The organism is Nocardioides sp. NPDC006273 (assembly GCF_040613495.1).
GTDB lineage: Bacteria > Actinomycetota > Actinomycetes > Propionibacteriales > Nocardioidaceae > Nocardioides.
Window position 1 is genome coordinate 58,007 of record NZ_JBEXSD010000024.1, and the last position, 15,577, is coordinate 73,583.

Annotated in this window: 19 protein-coding genes; 4 read left to right on the forward strand and 15 right to left on the reverse strand. The window is 69.2% G+C overall.

Annotated elements, in window-relative coordinates; genetic code table 11:
• Window positions 1-56 precede the first annotated feature (56 nt).
• The 6 genes from ABZZ22_RS12750 to ABZZ22_RS12775 form a co-directional block, all read right to left on the reverse strand.
• Complete coding sequence (locus ABZZ22_RS12750; protein WP_354931567.1) at window positions 57-959, reverse strand: VWA domain-containing protein; 903 nt, start codon at window positions 957-959, stop codon at window positions 57-59.
• Window positions 956-2,023 (reverse strand): VWA domain-containing protein, encoded by a 1,068-nt coding sequence (locus tag ABZZ22_RS12755; RefSeq protein ID WP_354931570.1) that lies wholly within the window; start codon window positions 2,021-2,023, stop codon window positions 956-958. Before ABZZ22_RS12755 ends, ABZZ22_RS12750 begins: the two co-directional genes overlap by 4 nt.
• Window positions 2,014-2,517: a hypothetical protein gene (locus ABZZ22_RS12760; RefSeq protein WP_354931573.1), complete on the reverse strand. Its 504-nt coding sequence runs from the start codon at window positions 2,515-2,517 to the stop codon at window positions 2,014-2,016. The genes ABZZ22_RS12755 and ABZZ22_RS12760 overlap by 10 nt, the downstream gene beginning before the upstream one ends.
• Window positions 2,504-3,391 (reverse strand): DUF58 domain-containing protein, encoded by an 888-nt coding sequence (locus ABZZ22_RS12765; protein ID WP_354931576.1) that lies wholly within the window; start codon window positions 3,389-3,391, stop codon window positions 2,504-2,506. The genes ABZZ22_RS12760 and ABZZ22_RS12765 overlap by 14 nt, the downstream gene beginning before the upstream one ends.
• A gap of 25 nt (window positions 3,392-3,416) precedes the next feature.
• Entirely contained in the window at window positions 3,417-4,430 is a 1,014-nt protein-coding gene (locus tag ABZZ22_RS12770) for a MoxR family ATPase (protein ID WP_354931579.1), read from the reverse strand.
• Window positions 4,431-4,522: 92 nt separating this feature from the next.
• Window positions 4,523-5,134: an alpha-ketoglutarate-dependent dioxygenase AlkB gene (locus ABZZ22_RS12775; RefSeq protein ID WP_292646594.1), complete on the reverse strand. Its 612-nt coding sequence runs from the start codon at window positions 5,132-5,134 to the stop codon at window positions 4,523-4,525.
• Between the two features lie 147 nt (window positions 5,135-5,281).
• On the opposite strand from ABZZ22_RS12775, the gene ABZZ22_RS12780 reads away from it, so the two are divergent.
• Window positions 5,282-5,995, forward strand: coding sequence for a GntR family transcriptional regulator (locus ABZZ22_RS12780; RefSeq protein ID WP_354931582.1), 714 nt, complete (start codon window positions 5,282-5,284; stop codon window positions 5,993-5,995).
• A 16-nt stretch (window positions 5,996-6,011) separates the two neighbouring features.
• Here the strand turns inward: ABZZ22_RS12780 and ABZZ22_RS12785 are convergent, their stop codons facing one another.
• Window positions 6,012-6,362, reverse strand: a complete 351-nt coding sequence (locus tag ABZZ22_RS12785; protein WP_354931585.1) for a hypothetical protein — start codon at window positions 6,360-6,362, stop codon at window positions 6,012-6,014.
• Window positions 6,363-6,431: 69 nt separating this feature from the next.
• On the opposite strand from ABZZ22_RS12785, the gene ABZZ22_RS12790 reads away from it, so the two are divergent.
• Window positions 6,432-6,698, forward strand: coding sequence for a DUF4031 domain-containing protein (locus ABZZ22_RS12790; protein ID WP_354931588.1), 267 nt, complete (start codon window positions 6,432-6,434; stop codon window positions 6,696-6,698).
• 62 nt (window positions 6,699-6,760) lie between these two features.
• Here the strand turns inward: ABZZ22_RS12790 and ABZZ22_RS12795 are convergent, their stop codons facing one another.
• The 7 genes from ABZZ22_RS12795 to ABZZ22_RS12825 form a co-directional block, all read right to left on the reverse strand.
• On the reverse strand, window positions 6,761-8,005 hold the full coding sequence (locus tag ABZZ22_RS12795) for an MFS transporter (RefSeq protein WP_354931591.1): 1,245 nt from the start codon (window positions 8,003-8,005) through the stop codon (window positions 6,761-6,763).
• A gap of 140 nt (window positions 8,006-8,145) precedes the next feature.
• Entirely contained in the window at window positions 8,146-8,745 is a 600-nt protein-coding gene (locus tag ABZZ22_RS12800) for a hypothetical protein (protein ID WP_354931594.1), read from the reverse strand.
• A gap of 17 nt (window positions 8,746-8,762) precedes the next feature.
• On the reverse strand, window positions 8,763-9,959 hold the full coding sequence (serA, locus tag ABZZ22_RS12805; protein WP_354931597.1) for a phosphoglycerate dehydrogenase: 1,197 nt from the start codon (window positions 9,957-9,959) through the stop codon (window positions 8,763-8,765).
• Between the two features lie 109 nt (window positions 9,960-10,068).
• Window positions 10,069-10,929, reverse strand: a complete 861-nt coding sequence (locus ABZZ22_RS12810; protein ID WP_354931600.1) for a L,D-transpeptidase family protein — start codon at window positions 10,927-10,929, stop codon at window positions 10,069-10,071.
• 124 nt (window positions 10,930-11,053) lie between these two features.
• Window positions 11,054-11,710 (reverse strand): exonuclease domain-containing protein, encoded by a 657-nt coding sequence (locus tag ABZZ22_RS12815; RefSeq protein WP_354931603.1) that lies wholly within the window; start codon window positions 11,708-11,710, stop codon window positions 11,054-11,056.
• Between the two features lie 214 nt (window positions 11,711-11,924).
• Window positions 11,925-12,335, reverse strand: a complete 411-nt coding sequence (locus ABZZ22_RS12820; protein ID WP_354931606.1) for a hypothetical protein — start codon at window positions 12,333-12,335, stop codon at window positions 11,925-11,927.
• Between the two features lie 314 nt (window positions 12,336-12,649).
• On the reverse strand, window positions 12,650-13,636 hold the full coding sequence (locus tag ABZZ22_RS12825) for a TIGR01777 family oxidoreductase (protein ID WP_354931609.1): 987 nt from the start codon (window positions 13,634-13,636) through the stop codon (window positions 12,650-12,652).
• 149 nt (window positions 13,637-13,785) lie between these two features.
• Here ABZZ22_RS12825 and ABZZ22_RS12830 point away from each other — a divergent pair, with 149 nt between their 5' ends.
• Together ABZZ22_RS12830 and ABZZ22_RS12835 are read left to right on the forward strand one after the other, a co-directional pair.
• Window positions 13,786-14,340 carry a hypothetical protein gene (locus tag ABZZ22_RS12830; protein ID WP_354931612.1) on the forward strand — a complete coding sequence of 185 codons (555 nt, stop codon included), beginning with the start codon at window positions 13,786-13,788 and terminating at the stop codon, window positions 14,338-14,340.
• Window positions 14,337-14,960: a TetR family transcriptional regulator gene (locus ABZZ22_RS12835; RefSeq protein WP_354931615.1), complete on the forward strand. Its 624-nt coding sequence runs from the start codon at window positions 14,337-14,339 to the stop codon at window positions 14,958-14,960. Before ABZZ22_RS12830 ends, ABZZ22_RS12835 begins: the two co-directional genes overlap by 4 nt.
• Here ABZZ22_RS12835 and ABZZ22_RS12840 read toward each other — a convergent pair.
• Entirely contained in the window at window positions 14,957-15,271 is a 315-nt protein-coding gene (locus tag ABZZ22_RS12840; protein WP_354931618.1) for a hypothetical protein, read from the reverse strand. The two genes, ABZZ22_RS12835 and ABZZ22_RS12840, sit on opposite strands and share 4 nt — an antisense overlap.
• Window positions 15,272-15,577 lie beyond the last annotated feature (306 nt).

A 15,577-nucleotide genomic window follows, 5' to 3' on the forward strand; every position in this document is an offset into this window, starting at 1 on the left:
AGCGCGAGAATACGGACGCGTTGGCCTGACATCTGTTGCCGCTCGCTGACGCTCGCTCACGACAGCACCTCCTCGGCCTCGTGTCCGCGACGACGGTGGCCCCACAGCTCCCACAGCAGCAGTGCCAGCAGAGGGAAGCCGAAGATCCAGGCCCGCGAGACCTCGCCGCCGGCGGAGGTCTTCTCGGTGAGCATCTCGGAATCCCAGGTGGAGGCCTCGGTGGCGATCTCCGCGGTCTCCTTCGTCGTCCGGTGAAGCGTCTGAAGACCCATCTGACCTGCGATCTCACGCAGGTTCGCCAGATCGATCCGGGAGCGGGCGTCCTGGCCCTCGCCGTCCTTGAGATAGCCGTCCTGAGGGCGCTCGTCGTCCCAGGGCATCCGGCCGCCCTCCTCGGTGCCGTAGCCGAGCACCATGCCGCCGGCGGAGAGGTCGTCGACCTCGCTGAACGACTGCTGCTCCACGCCCGTGCGGGTGTTCTCGCCGTCTGAGGCGAACACCACGATCCGGCGCCGCTCGGGGAAGCGCTCCTGATCGCGCTCCAGCGTCTCGACGAGCTCGTCGAGCGGAGCATCCACCATCGACCCGGACCCGTCGAAGGCGCGCTCTGCGTAGAGCCCGTCGACCCAGGCGTCGAAGGCGGTGGTGTCATAGGTGAACGGCATCTCGGTGCGCACGACCTCGCCCCCGAAGGTGATCGCTCCGAAGCGCACCGATGGCAGCGCCGCCGAGAGCGCCTGGAGGTCCTTCTTGAGCTGCGTCATCCGGGTCTCCCCGCCGGGGCCGTCCTCGGCGACCATCGACCGCGTCCGGTCGACCACGACGATGACGTCGAGATCGGCCGTACGCATCTCCGCCGGTGCGGCGCCCCAGCTCGGTCGCACCAGGACGACGACGGTGAGCAGGACGATCAGCACGCGGCGTACGAGGGTGAGGATCTGCAAGCCCCTGCTACTCATCGACCCACCTCGCTCGGTGGCCGAATCTGCTGCGGGCCAGCCTGAGGCGTGGGCCGGGATCCCGGGTTCAGCCGTCCCGAACGGACCAGGGCGTATACCCACCCAGCAGCCAGCATGAGAACGCCCACGACGATAAGAACGATCGGCCAGCCGGGAGCGTCGCGGATCTGATACTTCGGCGGCTCGACGACCTCGTCCTCGGAGAGCCTGTCGATGCCGGCCAGGATCGAGTCGATGGAGTTGCTGTCACCGAGCAGCGAGAAGGTGCCACCGGTTTCGGTCATCGCCTTGTCGAAGGTGGCCCGCTTGTCCTCCTGGAAGCTGAGGTCGGCTGAGCCGATGCCGTAGAGCCGGACGTCGCGTTCCTTGGCGAACTCGGTGGCCTCGGGCAGCGAGTAGACCGGCGGGCCGCCCTGCGGGTCGTTGTCGGAGGCGACGATGACCGCCCGGCCGCGCTCGGAGTTGGTCAGGTCGAAGCGCTTGACGCAGGAGACGATCCCGTCGCTGATCAGGCTCGCCCGCTCTTTCCCGAGGTAGGTGCCGGCGACGTACTCCTGGTCGCCGAGGGCGAAGGCCCGGCCGGCCCGGGCCAGCTCGTCCTGCACCCAGCCGTAGTCGTCGGTGAGCGGGAAGACCGTGACCGCGGCGTCGCTCCACAGGACCAGGCTGACCCGCTCGCCGTTGAGGCCGGAGACGAGTTCGGAGTAGGCCTGGGTGACCTGGGTGTCCTCGTCGAACATCGAGGTCGAGGCGTCCAGACAGAGCACGATGTCGCGGGTGGAGTAGCGGTTCTGGGTGATGTCGGTGGTCTGCGGACGGGCGATCAGCCAGATGCACCCGACGACGGCGAGCACGATCGCGGCGGTCTGCCACCAGGACAGCCAGCGCTGCTGGGCCGCGAGCTCGCGGAACCGGGGGAGACGTTTGAGCCGCGCGGTGTGGGCGACGAACACCGCGTCGGTGGGGCGGCGGTGCACCCGGGCGGCGAGGACGACGATCGCCGCGGCCGCGACGACCGTGATGACCAGCACGATCAAGCCGAGGACGGGCCACTTCAGGTCCATGTCGTCACCACCTGACGGGCCCGGTCCAGCGCCTCGGGGAGACGCTCGGCCGCCTGGCCCTCCTCCTCGGAGGCGAAGGCGGGCGGGTACATCACCTCGACCGCCATCGCGAGGGGGCGGGTGCGGGGGTCGCTGCGTACGGTCGCCTTCAGGTCTGCGAGGACCATCTTGTCAGCCGGGATCTGGCTGACCTCGGCGACGTAGTCGCGCACCGTGCGGCTCAGGTGCTGGTGGCCGACCCGAGCCGGGACGTCGCCGCGGTGCACGGCCCGCTCGATCCGGTCGATCTCGGCCAGGTGCTCGGCGCGCAGGTCACGAGGCTCGGGGACCCAGGGCGTCTCGACCTCGACCACCGGCGGACGCTCGCGGGTCAGCAGGACGACCGCGAGGTAGTAGAGGGCCACCGCGGCGAGCAGCGCGAGCGCGAGCACCAGCCACCAGCCCGAGTGGGCGATGGGCTGCTGGAACTCCTCCGGGACGCTACCGCCGCGCATGCCGGTGCCTCTCCAGGAGATGGAAGACAGCGCCGATGGCGGTCGCATCGTCATGGACTCGCTGGTAGGCGATGCCCAGGCGGTCCAGGGTGCCGCGCAGGCCGTGCTCCTCGGCGGCGGCCAGCTCGGCGTACTGAGCCTGGAGGGCCGCGTCACCGGTGAGCCAGCCCGGCAGGGCGGAGGTGGTGTCGATGTCGACCGTCGGCGCGCCACCCGCCACAGCGGTGGTGGGGTCGAGGTCGTCGATGCCGGCGACCAGGACCTCGTGCTGGACGGTGAGGCGGCGCAGGATCGCAGCCATCTCGTCACTGACCGAGTGCTCGTCGGTGACCACGAGCAGGATCGCGCGGCGGCGTACGTTGGTGGCGATGTGGCGCAGGACCGCGACGATGTCCGCCTCGGCGGCATCAGGACTGATCGCATCGTGGGCCAGCCCCAGCGCCCGCTCGAGCGCGACCTCGGTGTCGGCGGGCTTGGTGAGCTTCTGGGTCGCCGAGTCGCCGTAGGCGACCGCGACCTTGTCGCCGTGGCGTACGCCCAGCCAGCCGACCAGGCCGGCGGTGAAGACGGCGATGTCGCGCTTGGTCGTGGTGCTGGTCGCCTGGGCCGCCATGCTCCGGCCCGTGGAGATCGCCAGCAGCACCAGATGCTGGCGCTCCGCGGTGAACCGCTTGACCAGCAGGCTTCGCGAACGGGCCGTCGCCTTCCAGTCGATGTCCTTCACGTCGTCACCGGGGACGTACTCCCGCAGGTCGTGGAAGTCCATGCTGCGCCCGGTCTGGATGCTGGCGTACTCCCCGTCCAGCAGGCCCACCACCTTGCGGTGGGCGTGGATCATCAGCCGCGTGCGGATCCGGGGAAGGTACGTCGCCATTCTGTGCCTGATCTCCTGGCGCCACTCAGGGGCTCGGGACAGCGCGGACCAGCGCGTCGACCAGCATCTCGGGCTGGACCTTCTCTGCCAGCGCCTCGAAGCTGAGGTGGAGCCGGTGGCGCAGGATGCTGTGGCGCAGCTCGCGCACGTCCTCGGGGGTGACGTAGGAGCGGCCGAGCAGCAGCGCCGCCGCGCGCGACGCCTGCAGGAACGCGATCGAGGCACGCGGGGACGCCCCGATCTCGACGTAGGAACCGGTCGCCGGCCCGAGGAGCTGGGAGGCGTTGCGGGTGGCCTGGACGAGGGCGACGATGTAGCGCTTGATCGCGGGGTCGACGTAGACGCGCTTGGCCAGCTCCTGGAGCCAGATCACGTCGTCGGGGTCGGCGACCGGGCGGGTCACCTCGTGGTCGGGCCCGAGCGTGCCGGCCTCGATGCGCTCCAGGACGACGAGCTCCTCGCCGTCGCTGGGGTAGTTGACGATCTCCTTGAGCAGGAACCTGTCCATCTGGGCGTGGGGGAGGACGTAGGTGCCCTCCTCCTCGATCGGGTTCTGCGTGGCGAGCACCATGAACGGGCGCGGCAGCGGGTGGATGTGGCCCGCGATGCTGGTCTGGCGCTCCTGCATCGCCTCGAGCATCGCGCTCTGGGTCTTGGCGGAGGAGCGGTTGATCTCGTCGAGCAGCACGAAGTTGGCGTGCACCGGACCGAGCTGGGTCTCGAACTCGTGGTTGCGCTGGTCGTAGACCTGGGTGCCGATGATGTCGCTCGGCAGCAGGTCGGGAGTGCACTGGATCCTGGAGAACTTCGCCTCGACCGTCTGCGACAGCGTCGCCGCGGCCAGCGTCTTGGCCAGCCCGGGGACGCTCTCGAGCAGGACGTGACCCTCGGAGAGGAGCGCGATCAACAGCGCTGTCCTGAGCCGCTCCTGGCCGACCACGCGACTGCTGAAGGCGGTGCTGATCCGCCCGACGATCTCCTTCGCCCTGGCGATCTCCTCCGCGGACGGCGGGGCGAGGGGCGGTGCGGTGGTGGTCAAGGCGGCTCCAGAGGCGTCGGCTGTCAGTCCCATCCTTTCCTACCAGCGTACGGAACGCATCTGGGACCCCGCCTCAGAGGACGCGCGACCCCTCAGAACACGTTGCGGGGGCGGAACTGGACCGAGATCCGGGGGCCGGCGGAGGAGACCTTGGGGATGGCGTGCTCCCAGGTGCGCTGGCAGGAGCCGCCCATGACGACGAGGTCGCCGTGGCCCATCTGAATGCTCATGCCCTTGCCGCCACCGGTGGGTCGCAGCGCCAGCCGGCGTGGGTCGCCGACGGAGACGATCGCGACCATCGTGTCGTTGGTGCGGCCCCGACCGATCTTGTCGCCGTGCCAGGCGACCGAGTCATGGCCGTCGCGGTAGTAGCAGCAGCCCGCGCTCACGAACGGCTCGCCGAGCTCAGGCAGGTAGTGGGCGGTGAGGCGGCCACGCGCCTCGGCCAGACGTGGGTGGGGGAGAGGATCGCCCTGCAGGTAGGTGTGCAGGAGCCGAGGCACGTCGACGACGCGGTCGTACATCTGGCGGCGCTCCTCGCGCCACGGGACGTCGTTGACCAGAGCCGAGAAGACGTCGTCGGGATCGGGCAGCCAACCGCGGGCGATGTCCACCCAGGCCCCGCGGCCCAGCTGGATCCGCTCATAGCTCGTCTCGGCGGTCTCGTCGTCTGTGGGGGCGAAGAGGGTTCCCTGGAAGTCCACCCTCGCAGCATACCTCGTTATCAAACATGTGTTCTAGTGAAGAACGGACATCGATGTTTCGTTGCAGTTGAGATGCCTCATCTCGATGCAATGTCACAACTTGACAAAACTCGGGACGTACGCGAGGTGTACACCTACGCTCGCCTCATGGTCCGGTCGGTCGAGGGTGAGCGTTCCCTCAAGCACGTCCAGATCAGGGAGTACGTCCGGGAGCTGATCGTCGGCGAGAGCCCGGGGGCTTCGGCTCCCTCCGAGCGTGAGCTGGTCCAGAAGTTCAGTGTCGCCCGGGCCACCGTGCGACAGGCGCTCGAAGCGCTCGTCGCTGACGGTCTGCTGGTCCGGATCCCGGGTCGGGGGACCTTCGTGGCGCGTCCGCCGAGGGCGGCCAGCTCGGTGCTCGGGTTCAGCGAGGAGATGGCTCGCCGAGGGATGCAGGCATCCTCTGAGACGCTCCTGCTCGGCCGGGAGAAGGCCGGGCCCACGATCGCTCGCGCGCTGGCTCTCGAGGAGGGGGCGGCCGTCGTCCACTGGCGCCGGCTGCGTCGCGGCGACGGGGTGCCGATCTGCATCGAGGACGTCTACCTCGACGAGTCGATCGTGCCCGATCTGCTCGAACGCCCCACTCCGCCCAGCCTCTACGCCGCGCTGGCCAGCCGCCAGCTGCGGCCGTCGTGGGCCGACGACACGTTCCGCGCCGATGTGGCCAACATCGAGGAGGCCACGCTGCTCGGACTCTCGGTCGGCGTGCCCGTGCTGCGCAGGCAGCGGAAATCTGTCTCGGGGGAGCGCTACGTCGAGGTCTGCCGCTCGGTCTACCGAGCAGACCGCTACGCGCTGCACCTGCAGCTCGGTCCGTCCTGAAGCTGAAGGCTCGGGCTCAGAGGTCACCGAGCGGGGCGACGACGTCGCCGCTCTCCTCGCAGACCCAGATCGGGTCCGGGCCACCCAGGTCGGGTGTGATGTGCAGTGAGTGTGCTGGCGACTCGGGCGGGCAGGTGGTGCACATCGGCCAGCGCTCGGAGACCGCGCCGTCGAAGAGCAGGTCCTGCACGTCCTGGGCGACCAGGCCGGCGACGTACGCCTTGCCCTCCGGCCACTGCTCCACCCACCAGCCGCGCTCGGTCATCGCGTCCTCCAGGGCGGAGACGGCGGCTGCGCCGGCGAGCCCGCGGGCATCGAGGTCGTGGAGCACCCTCGCCCGAGCCTCGAACAGCACTGTCGTGTTCATCACTGACCATTCTTGCCCACCGGTCAAGGAGCCATGCGCGATCGTGGCCGATCGCGGACAATCCTCCTTGTGATCCTCATCGACCCGCCGAACGTCCCCAGTCGCGGCCGGATGTGGTCGCACCTGGCCAGCGACACCTCCTATGAGGAGCTGCACGCCTTCGCGAGCCGGCTGGGCATCCCTGCCCGCGGCTTCGATCGGGACCACTACGACGTCCCGGCCGAGGCCTACGACGACCTGGTCGCCGCCGGCGCCGTCGCGGTCACCTCTCGGGACCTGGTCGCCGCGCTCCTCGCCGCCGGCCTGCGCCGCCGCAAGCCGCGCCGACCGCGCTAGCCGAGACGTCACTACGGTCGGCCGAGACGTCACTACGGTCGGCCGAGACGGCTTCGCTGTGACTACTCGGCCGGCGCGGGTGACTTCTCGCCCGGCGGGAGCGACGCCTGGGCGGGGTCGGACATCCGGCGCGTGGTGAGCCAGATGGCGGCCGCGATCAGCAGGCCGAGACCGCCGCCGAGGACGAAGCCGCCCGGCCAGCCGATCAGGTCGATGGCGAACCCGGCGGCGGGGGCGCCGACGGCACTGCCGAGAGTGATGGCCGAGCCGTGCCAGCCCATGACCTCGCCGCGTACGGACGAGGGGACGTGGCGGGTGATCGCCTCGAGCGCCGCGGTCAGGGTCGGTGCGCAGAAGAAGCCGCTGAGCAGGAGTAGGGCGGTGAAGGAGATCGGGTCCCAGGCGAACGCGGTGAGCAGCGTCGTCGCGCCCAGCAGGACGAGCATCACCGATGTCGGGGGGTGGCTGTTGAGGGCGCCGTAGATGAGCGCGCCGAGCAGCGAGCCGAGCGCCCAGATCGCCATCACCAGACCGAGCAGGGGCGTCCGGTCGAAGTCGCGCATCGCGGCCACGGTGCCGAGGTCCTCGGCGATGAGGATGAGCGAGGCGGTGAAGGTGCCGGCGAGGAGCAGCGCGACGCCCGGGCTCAGCCACGACGGCGGCCTGAAGCGGCGAGCCGGGGAGCCGGTGTCGCTCGGGACCGCGTCGCTCGGGATGGCGGGGCCGCCCTCGGTGATGCTCGGGTTGAGCAGCCAGAGCACCACGGCGGCCACGATGCCGAGCCACTGGATCATCAGCAACGCCCATGCCGTGCCGAAGTAGCTCGCGCCGAGGACGCCGAGGACCGGGCCGACCATGAAGCCGAGCTCGGTCATGATCGCGTCGGCGCTGAGCGCCGCGGTGCGCTTCCCGGGGCCGACCGAGCGGAGCATCACCTGACGCACGATCGAGAAGGACGGGACGGTGAAGAGACCGGCGACCGCAACCAGCGCGAGCAGCGGAAGGTAGCCGACCCAAGGGGCGATCGACCAGGCGATCGGCAGGACGGCCAACGGCAGCAGGAGCGTACGTCGCAGGCCGAGGCGGTCGAGGAGCCGGCCGAGCCAGGGTGCGGAGATCGCCATCGCGATCGCGAGGGCTGTCGAGACCAGCCCGGCCTGGGCGTAGGAGCGGTCCAGGGGGCCGACCACGTGGAGGGTCACGATCACCGCGGACGCGGGCATCGGGATCCGGAGGAACAGACCGAGCACGAGGATGCGGCGAACGTCGGGAATCCGCCACAGATCGGCGTAGGTCTGGAAGCTCACGCCGCCACCCCCGTAGCGCCCGCGCCAGAGTACGGGCGCGGCGGCGTGACGGTCATTGGCTCCCTCGCTGACGCTCGCTCACCGACGAATTCTGTCACCGAGATGGCATCTGCCGCCAATTGTTATTGATCAGGCGACAGTTATGTGGTGAGTGTCTCCATCTCGCCCGCGAGGTTGGCCCGAGCGGCGGCCTCCCAGGTGATCCTGGCGAAGGACGTGGAGAAGAGCGACTCCTTCTCGAGGAGCCGCTCCAGGACCTGGGCGCGGCCGGCGCGGAACTCCTCGTCGGAGAGGTGCTGGTACTCCTCGCGAACGGTCGCGGCGTACTCGGCATACCGCTCCGCCGGGGCCGCCAGGATCGCCAGGTCGGCGTCGGAGAGCACCCGACCGCTGTGGTCGTCGGGGGCAGGGTCGTGGGTCTCGGTCAGCCGCACCAGGCGGGCGACCTCGGCGACCGCGTCCGCGCCCAGGTAGGCGCCCAGAGCGTCCTCGGCCCAGGTGGCCGAGCGCTCCTCTGCATCGCGCTCCCCGTCGTAGACGGAGTCGTGGAAGAACGCCGCCAGGGTGACGGTCAGCGGGTCGAAGCGCTCACCCTCCTCCCGCAGCTCCTCGATCCGGTCCAGCACCTCGGCGAGGTGCCGACGGTCGTGATAGCGGCGGGTCGGCTCGTCGTACGCTGCCAGAATCTCACCGAGAAGTTCGGTCGCTTCGGGCAGCGGCCAATGTTGAGGGAGCTCCATGAGCCAGAACGCTAGCGTCAGGCCGGGTAGGCGCGCACCCACCGGGTGTGTGGGTTGCCCGCGATCTTCTCCAGCGTCGTCGGAGGTACGTCGGTCACGTCGGTGATCACGAAGCCGGTCTCGCCGGCGGTGGCGAGGTACTGGCCGGTCACGTTGACGCCCTCGGCGGCGAGCAGGTTGTTGAGCTCGGCGAGCACGCCCGGGACGCTGTCGTGCAGCAGGGCGAGGCGCGCGCCCGCACCCAGCGGCGGCGGCTGGACTGCGGGAAGGTTCACGCTCAGCGCGGTCGAACCGGAGCGGATGAAGTCGCCCAGCTTGCCGGAGACGAACCAGCCGATCTCCTCCTGGGCCTCCTGCGTGGAGCCGCCGACGTGCGGAGTCAGGATGACGTTGTCGAGGCCCTGCAGCGGGCTCTCGAAGGCGTCGCCCTGGGCCTTGGGCTCGATCGGGAAGACGTCGAGCGCGGCGCCGGCGATGTGGCCGGACTCGATGTGCTTGCGCAGCGCGTCGTTGTCCACGAGGAAGCCGCGCGCGGCGTTGATGAACAGCGAGCGCGGCTTCATCTTCGCGAACTGCTCCTCGCCGAACATGCCCAGGTTGCCGGGGCGTCCGTCGATGTGGATCGAGACGACGTCGGCCTTCTCCAGGAGCGCGTCGAGCGACTTCATCCGGCGCGCGTTGCCGTGGGCCAGCCGGTCGGCGATGTCGTAGAAGATGACGTACATCCCCAGCGCCTCGGCGACGTTGGACAGCTGGGTGCCGATGTTGCCGTAGCCGATGATGCCGAGCGTGCGGCCGCGTACCTCGTGGGAGCCCTTCGCGGACTTGTCCCAGACGCCGGCGTGCATCTTCTCGGTCTTCTCCGGCAGCCGGCGCGCCAGGGAGATGATGTAGCCGATGACCAGCTCGACGACCGAGCGGGTGTTGGAGTAGGGGGCGTTGAAGACGGCCACACCCCGTTCGCCGGCAGCGCCCAGGTCGACCTGGTTGGTGCCGATGCAGAAGCAGCCGATCGCCTTGAGGTCGGTGGCCGCGTCCAGCACTCGCGGGGTGATGTGGGTGTTGGACCGGATGCCGAGCAGCGTCACGCCCGGGAGGGCGGCCACCAGCTCGTCCTCGGACAGCGACTTGCTGCGCAGCTCGACCTCGAAACCGGCCCTCTCGAGGTTCTCGACAGCGACGGGATGGATGTTCTCCAGGAGCAGCGCCTTCATGGCTCAAGGGTAGGCCGTCGGCGTACGTGTCTGGAATCGTCGCCGAGGACCGGACAGCACGGCGCCTCGGCTGTGCTTCGGCTGTGCTCAGGACCGGCTCAGGACGGGTTCAGGACCAGTAGATGACGACCCCGTCGCCGATGCCGACCTGGTTGTAGAGCGAGGTGATGGCGCCGTGGTCGCGCACGTTCACGCAGCCGTGAGAGGCGCCGTTGTAGCCGTTGGCGGCGAAGTCGGGGGAGTAGTGGACCGCCTGGCCCCCGGAGAAGAACATCGCGAACGGCATCGGCGTCTTGTAGATGGAGGAGACGTGGTCGCGGCTCTTGGCGAAGACCGAGAACCGGCCCTCGCGCGTCGGCAGCTCCTGGGAGCCGAACCGCACCTCGACGCTCAGCTGCACGGTGCCGCCGACGACCCAGCGCAGCATCGAGGTGGATTTGTCGATGCACATCACCCGGCCGGTCAGGCAGCGCGGATCGAGCTTGCCGGTCGGCACCGGCGGCGGGGCGTCGATCAGCTCGGCCTCGGTCGGCTCGCGGGTCATCGCGTGGAGCCGGTCGAGAGTGGTCTGGTCCACGAAGCCGGTGACCGCGATGCCGCGCTTGCCCTGGAAGCCGGAGACGGCCTCGGCGGTGACGTTGCCGTAGTAGCCGGTCACGCCCGCGTTGAACCACCCGATCTGCTTCAGGCGCGCCTGCAGCTCGCGTACGCCGTCGCCGCTGTCACCTTCGCCGAGCAGCCGCGGACCCGAGGTCGGGGACGGCTTCGGCTTGGGCTTCGGCTTCGCGCTGGGTGTCGGCGTCGGGGTTGGAGTCGGGGCTGCGCTCGGCGAAGTCGAGGGGCTCGGCGAGGAGACCGCGGCCGGTGAGGCCGTCGCCTCCGGGGCGGCGGCGGGCTCCGTGGCGCACGCCGTGAGCGCGGTTGCCAGCAGGACGGCAAGCGCCCCTGCGATCGTTTCCCGCTTGACCATCTTCATCGCCTCGCTCCAGATCTTGGCCCTTCACGATAGAACGGGCCGACGACCTACTGATGTGCGAACGGGGGTCTCCGGTTGCATTCTCTGCCAGAAATGTTCCGGATGCCGGGATGGTCTCTCAGCGGCCGGGGCTGCGGACCCGGCTGAACCAGCGACGCACGGTCCGCTTCAGCCGGTGTCGCGCGCTGTTGCATTCCACCAGGGGCAGCGCGAGGCCGGCCCGGTCGGCATCAGCCAGCTCGTGCAACAGGATCTCCGCGGCCACCCGGGTGTCGTCGCCCGCGTCATGCGCACGCAGCTGCTCGACCGCGTAGTAGGCGGCGATCGTCGCCAACGACTTGTCGGCCACCTCCAGTGCGAGCGCCTTCGCGAACCTCATCGTGCACAGCCACTCCAGGACCTCGAGCCGCACACCCGCGCGGTCCGACTCCACAGCCACGAACGCCCAGTCGAACGCGGCGTTGTGGGCGACGAAGACCCGGCCGGCGAGGCGCTCGGCGATCGTGGCGGCGACGTCGCGGAAGGGCGGGGCGTCGGCGAGATCGGCGCTGGTCAGGCCGTGGACCTCGACCGGCCCCGGGTCGACGCCGGCGCCGGGGTTGACCAGGCTCTCCCACTCCGACTCGGCGGTGCCGTCGGCGGAGATCTGGCGGATCGCCACCTGGATCACCCGGTCGCGGTAGGGGTCGAGCCCGGTGGTCTCGACGTCGAGGACCGCATAGCCCCGTCGGCTGCCCGTGGCTCGGCTTCGGCCGCGTGATTCGGTGGTGGTCACACTGCTGACGCTATCGGTGACCACCGACACTCGAGCCTTGGCCGGCGCTTGCGCCGGCCAAACGCGAGAGGGTCGAGCGAGCGCAGCGGGTGAGCCTGCGAACCCGCGAAGCGGGTCGAGACCTAGTACTCGAGAAGTACGTAAGTGGCGCCGCCGCGAGGAACGAGCGGCGACGCCACGCGAGAAGCGAGGGGGGGTGAGAGCACACCCCAAGTCAGATAGTCAGCGCCACGATCCCCGCGATCACGAGCGCCACGACCACCAGCACGGCGACCAACGCGAGCACACCAGGCTTCTTCTGCTTGATGTGCCCGATCGCGCCCTTCTGGAACGTCGTGGCCGGCGCGGCGTAGAAGACCGGAACAGTGTGGCCCTCGGCGACGTCGAAGCTCATCGACGCCTTGCCGAACCTCCAGGTCCATTGGGTGTACATGTCGACCGTCCAGTGCCCCGGCGGCACCGGGAAGACGTTGCGGCCGTACTGCGTCGGCATCTGGTGGCCGTTGAGCATTACCGTCGGCACGATCATGTTCGAGGTCATGTGGCTGCCCTGGATGGTCAGGTCGATCCACCCTACGGGTGGCTGTCCGGGCGTTGTCTGGCCCGACTGGTCCGGCATCGTCATGGGGGGATCATGCCGGAGAGGCTAGAGTCGACGCGACCTGAGTAGATCTCGACCCGCGGTCGCGGGTTCGCAAGCTCACCCGCGCGCTCGCTCGATCTCTTCGCGTTGCGACCCGGCGACTTCGTCGCGGGTCGCAGGCTCAGACCTTCCCCAGCTCGAAGGACTGCGCGAGCTGGTTGAGCACCACCAGCTTCTTGAATGCTTCGACGGGATCGTCAGCAGCCGCCCGTCCTGCCCGAAGAACCGCCTCAGGGTCTCGGCGTCGTCGGGGCGGGGCTGCCAGGTCGCGCGGGTCACCTTTCCATCGTGGCTGATCAGGTTGGGTGATGCGACTGGTTTGTCTCCCGTGCCCGCCGCCGTGCCCGGCCGACGAGCTCGTGGGCGGCGGATGCCCAGTCGGCGTACTCGAACTCGAAGCCCGCCTCCAGCAGCCTCCCTGGAACGACCCGACGGCTCTTGAGGAGCAGCTCGGTGTCCGTACGCATCGCCCAGGCCCCGATCTCAGCCATCCAGCGGGTCGCGGGCAACCCGATCGGCATCCCGGCCTCCTTCCGCAGGGTGCGCATCAGGTCGCGCTGGGGCAGTGGTGCTGGTGCTGCCATGTTCACCGGTCCGGAGATGTCGTCGCGCTCGACGAGCAGATCGCATGCGCGTACGAAGTCGGCCTCGTGGATCCACGAGACGAACTGGTCGCCTCCGGCGACGGGGCCACCGAGGCCGAGCCGCGCCATGGTGAGGAGTACGTCGAGGACGCCGCCCTTGTCAGGGCTCATCACCATCGCTGAGCGGAGCGCCACCTTGCAGGTGTGCGGTGTCGTTGCCGCGGCCTGCTCGGCCTCCCAGCACTTGGCGATCCGTGTCGAGAACTCCCAGTAGGCGGGAGTGTCGGTCTCGTCGCCGCCGATGATGCCGGTCGCCTCGTCGTTGGGGGCGTCGAAGCGGTGGGCGTAGATCGTCGCGGTGCTCATCTGCAGCCACGTGCGCGGGGGAGCCGACGCCTGCGCGATCGCCTCCCCGACGACCCTGGTCGAGTCGATGCGCGAGTCCATCATCTGCTTCAGGTTGGCGTCGGTGTAGCGGCAGCTGACCGTTCTGCCCGCGAGGTTCACCACCACGTCCGCGCCGTCGATCTCGTCCGCCCAGGGACCGATGGTCCGGCCGTCCCAGACCTGATGGCGTACGCCCTCCTCCAGCTGTTCGGGGTGGCGCGAGAGCACCACGACCTGATGTCCTCGCGTGCTCCAGGCGCGCCGCAGGATGCCTCCGACCTGGCCGGTTCCACCGGGGATGACGATCTTCATGGGATCGACCATATGGCTATTTGAGCGATCGCTCAAGAGATGCGCTACCTTGAATTTGAGCAATCGCTCAAGAAAGTCCAAGGAGGGCGTACGTGGCTGATCGAATGTGGTCTGTGTTCTGGGCGTTGTGCCGATGGTGGTTCTTCGGGATGGTGCTCGGTGTCGTCATCGGAGGAGGTGTGGGGAGCGCTCTGGCGCCGATCTTCGGGACGCTCGCTGGAGCTTGGTACGGCGGCATCGTCGGCGCCGTCGTAGGGCTCGTCGAGTCGGCACTGGTTGCGCCGGCCGTGCTGTTCCCGTCGTCGCCGGCCGTCGACCGGATCTGGCCTGGCCTCGTGGGGTTCGGGATGACCTTCGCGCTGGGCTTCGCGATGTTTATCGCGGATGAGGAGCCGGGTGCGGGAAGCGAGAACATCGGGGCCCTGCTGGTCATCGCCGCCCTGTCCGGTGTGTTGGCGGCGTGGTTCGGAGAGGCGGTGACGCGCGGCGTACGGATTCCACTTCCGCACATGGTGATTGGAGCGGTCGCCCTCGGCGTGGTCTGCGGCGTCGGGTGCGCCGTGGCGGGTCTGTCCGATGCCGGGGCGTCCGGGCCGGGGATTGTTGCCGGGGTCATGCTGTTGGGCCTCGCTTGCGGAGGCATACTCGGCTCCGTGCTGATTGTCTTCAACCTGCTCGTCACCGAGGAGCCCGCTGCAGAATGAACCCCACCAAGGCCAAGCTGATGCTGGCGGTGACCGACCTGCTCAAGGAGGACGGCATCGCGGGGCTCTCGGCGCGGGCGATAGCTACCCGTGCGGACGTCAACCAGGCGCTGGTCTTCTATCACTTCGGCACCGTCACGGATCTCGTCGACCAGGCGTGCCGGGCGGCGACGGACGAGGCGGCGGCGTCCTACCGGGACGAGTTCGCAGAGGTGACGTCGTTGAGCGAGCTGCTGGAGCTCGGCTGGGGTCTCCACGAGCGGGAGCGGGCCGCAGGCAACATCACGGTGATGGCCCAGCTCCTGGCGGGCGCGCAGCGGGACGAGACGCTGGCGGAGACGGCGCGCTATGCGCTGGCCCGGTGGAACGGCGAGATCGAGGACGCGGTCGCACGCGCGTTGAGGGGAAGCCCTGTCGAGGCCGTCGTGGACGCCCCCGGCCTCTCGCGCGCGATCAGCGCAGCATTCATCGGTCTGCTCATGTACGACGGCGTCGACCGCCCCGGCGCCGACTCGGCCTTCGCCTCCGTGGAGCAGCTCGGCGCGCTGGTCGAGGTCATCGAGGACCTCGGCCCCGCGGCCCGGCTCGTCCTCCGCTCCCGGCTCAAGGGGCGTGGCTAGCGCGACTCGTGCAGGCCGGGATCCGTGAACGAGACCGGCTTGGCGGTGGCGCGGGCATAGGCGATCTCCCTGCTCGTGGAATCCCCGATGTAGCCACCCGGGTTGACGACCAGAACCCGGTCGGCCAGGTCGATCTTCCGCAGATGGAGGGCGTCCAGCGTGGTCTTCTGCTCCTCGGTGATCGACTCGCCTGCTTCAGTTGGCGCCAGGACGATGGCGCCAGCGAAGGTCAGATCACGGTTCTCCGCACGCATCTCCTCCACGAATCGCATAGAGCCGCTGATGCAGACGATCTCAGGTCGTTCGGGCACGCTCAGTCCTTCGGTCGAACGGAAGCTGTCAGTGTGCATGCTGGCATCACGATCATCGAGTTGAGATCGGGTCGGCCTATCTGCGTCTGTTGAATCGGATGTCGCGGCGGATTCAGGGGGTCAGCGCAACACCTTCGTTCTGAAGGAGTTGTCGTCATGGTTTATCGGCCGTTACGTGCTGAGCAGTGTGTGTTTTGGGACGGGTATGCCCCGGGGGTGACGATCGAGGCTGCTAGTGAGCGTGTCGGGCACAGCCTGGGCTGGGGCCGGCGGCTGGTACATAAGGCTGGTGGCGTGCGTCCCGAC

What these genes read in the sequence shown, in the direction of transcription:
- ABZZ22_RS12825 (WP_354931609.1), bottom strand. Translation starts at nt 13,636, where the DNA reads ATGAAGATCGTCATCCCCGGTGGAACCGGCCAGGTCGGAGGCATCCTG.
- ABZZ22_RS12750 (WP_354931567.1), bottom strand. Translation starts at nt 959, where the DNA reads ATGAGTAGCAGGGGCTTGCAGATCCTCACCCTCGTACGCCGCGTGCTG.
- ABZZ22_RS12830 (WP_354931612.1), top strand. Translation starts at nt 13,786, where the DNA reads ATGGTGCTCGGTGTCGTCATCGGAGGAGGTGTGGGGAGCGCTCTGGCG.
- ABZZ22_RS12780 (WP_354931582.1), top strand. Translation starts at nt 5,282, where the DNA reads ATGGTCCGGTCGGTCGAGGGTGAGCGTTCCCTCAAGCACGTCCAGATC.
- ABZZ22_RS12765 (WP_354931576.1), bottom strand. Translation starts at nt 3,391, where the DNA reads ATGGCGACGTACCTTCCCCGGATCCGCACGCGGCTGATGATCCACGCC.
- ABZZ22_RS12800 (WP_354931594.1), bottom strand. Translation starts at nt 8,745, where the DNA reads ATGGAGCTCCCTCAACATTGGCCGCTGCCCGAAGCGACCGAACTTCTC.
- ABZZ22_RS12785 (WP_354931585.1), bottom strand. Translation starts at nt 6,362, where the DNA reads ATGAACACGACAGTGCTGTTCGAGGCTCGGGCGAGGGTGCTCCACGAC.
- ABZZ22_RS12820 (WP_354931606.1), bottom strand. Translation starts at nt 12,335, where the DNA reads ATGACGATGCCGGACCAGTCGGGCCAGACAACGCCCGGACAGCCACCC.
- ABZZ22_RS12760 (WP_354931573.1), bottom strand. Translation starts at nt 2,517, where the DNA reads ATGCGCGGCGGTAGCGTCCCGGAGGAGTTCCAGCAGCCCATCGCCCAC.
- ABZZ22_RS12835 (WP_354931615.1), top strand. Translation starts at nt 14,337, where the DNA reads ATGAACCCCACCAAGGCCAAGCTGATGCTGGCGGTGACCGACCTGCTC.
- serA (WP_354931597.1), bottom strand. Translation starts at nt 9,959, where the DNA reads ATGAAGGCGCTGCTCCTGGAGAACATCCATCCCGTCGCTGTCGAGAAC.
- ABZZ22_RS12755 (WP_354931570.1), bottom strand. Translation starts at nt 2,023, where the DNA reads ATGGACCTGAAGTGGCCCGTCCTCGGCTTGATCGTGCTGGTCATCACG.
- ABZZ22_RS12810 (WP_354931600.1), bottom strand. Translation starts at nt 10,929, where the DNA reads ATGGTCAAGCGGGAAACGATCGCAGGGGCGCTTGCCGTCCTGCTGGCA.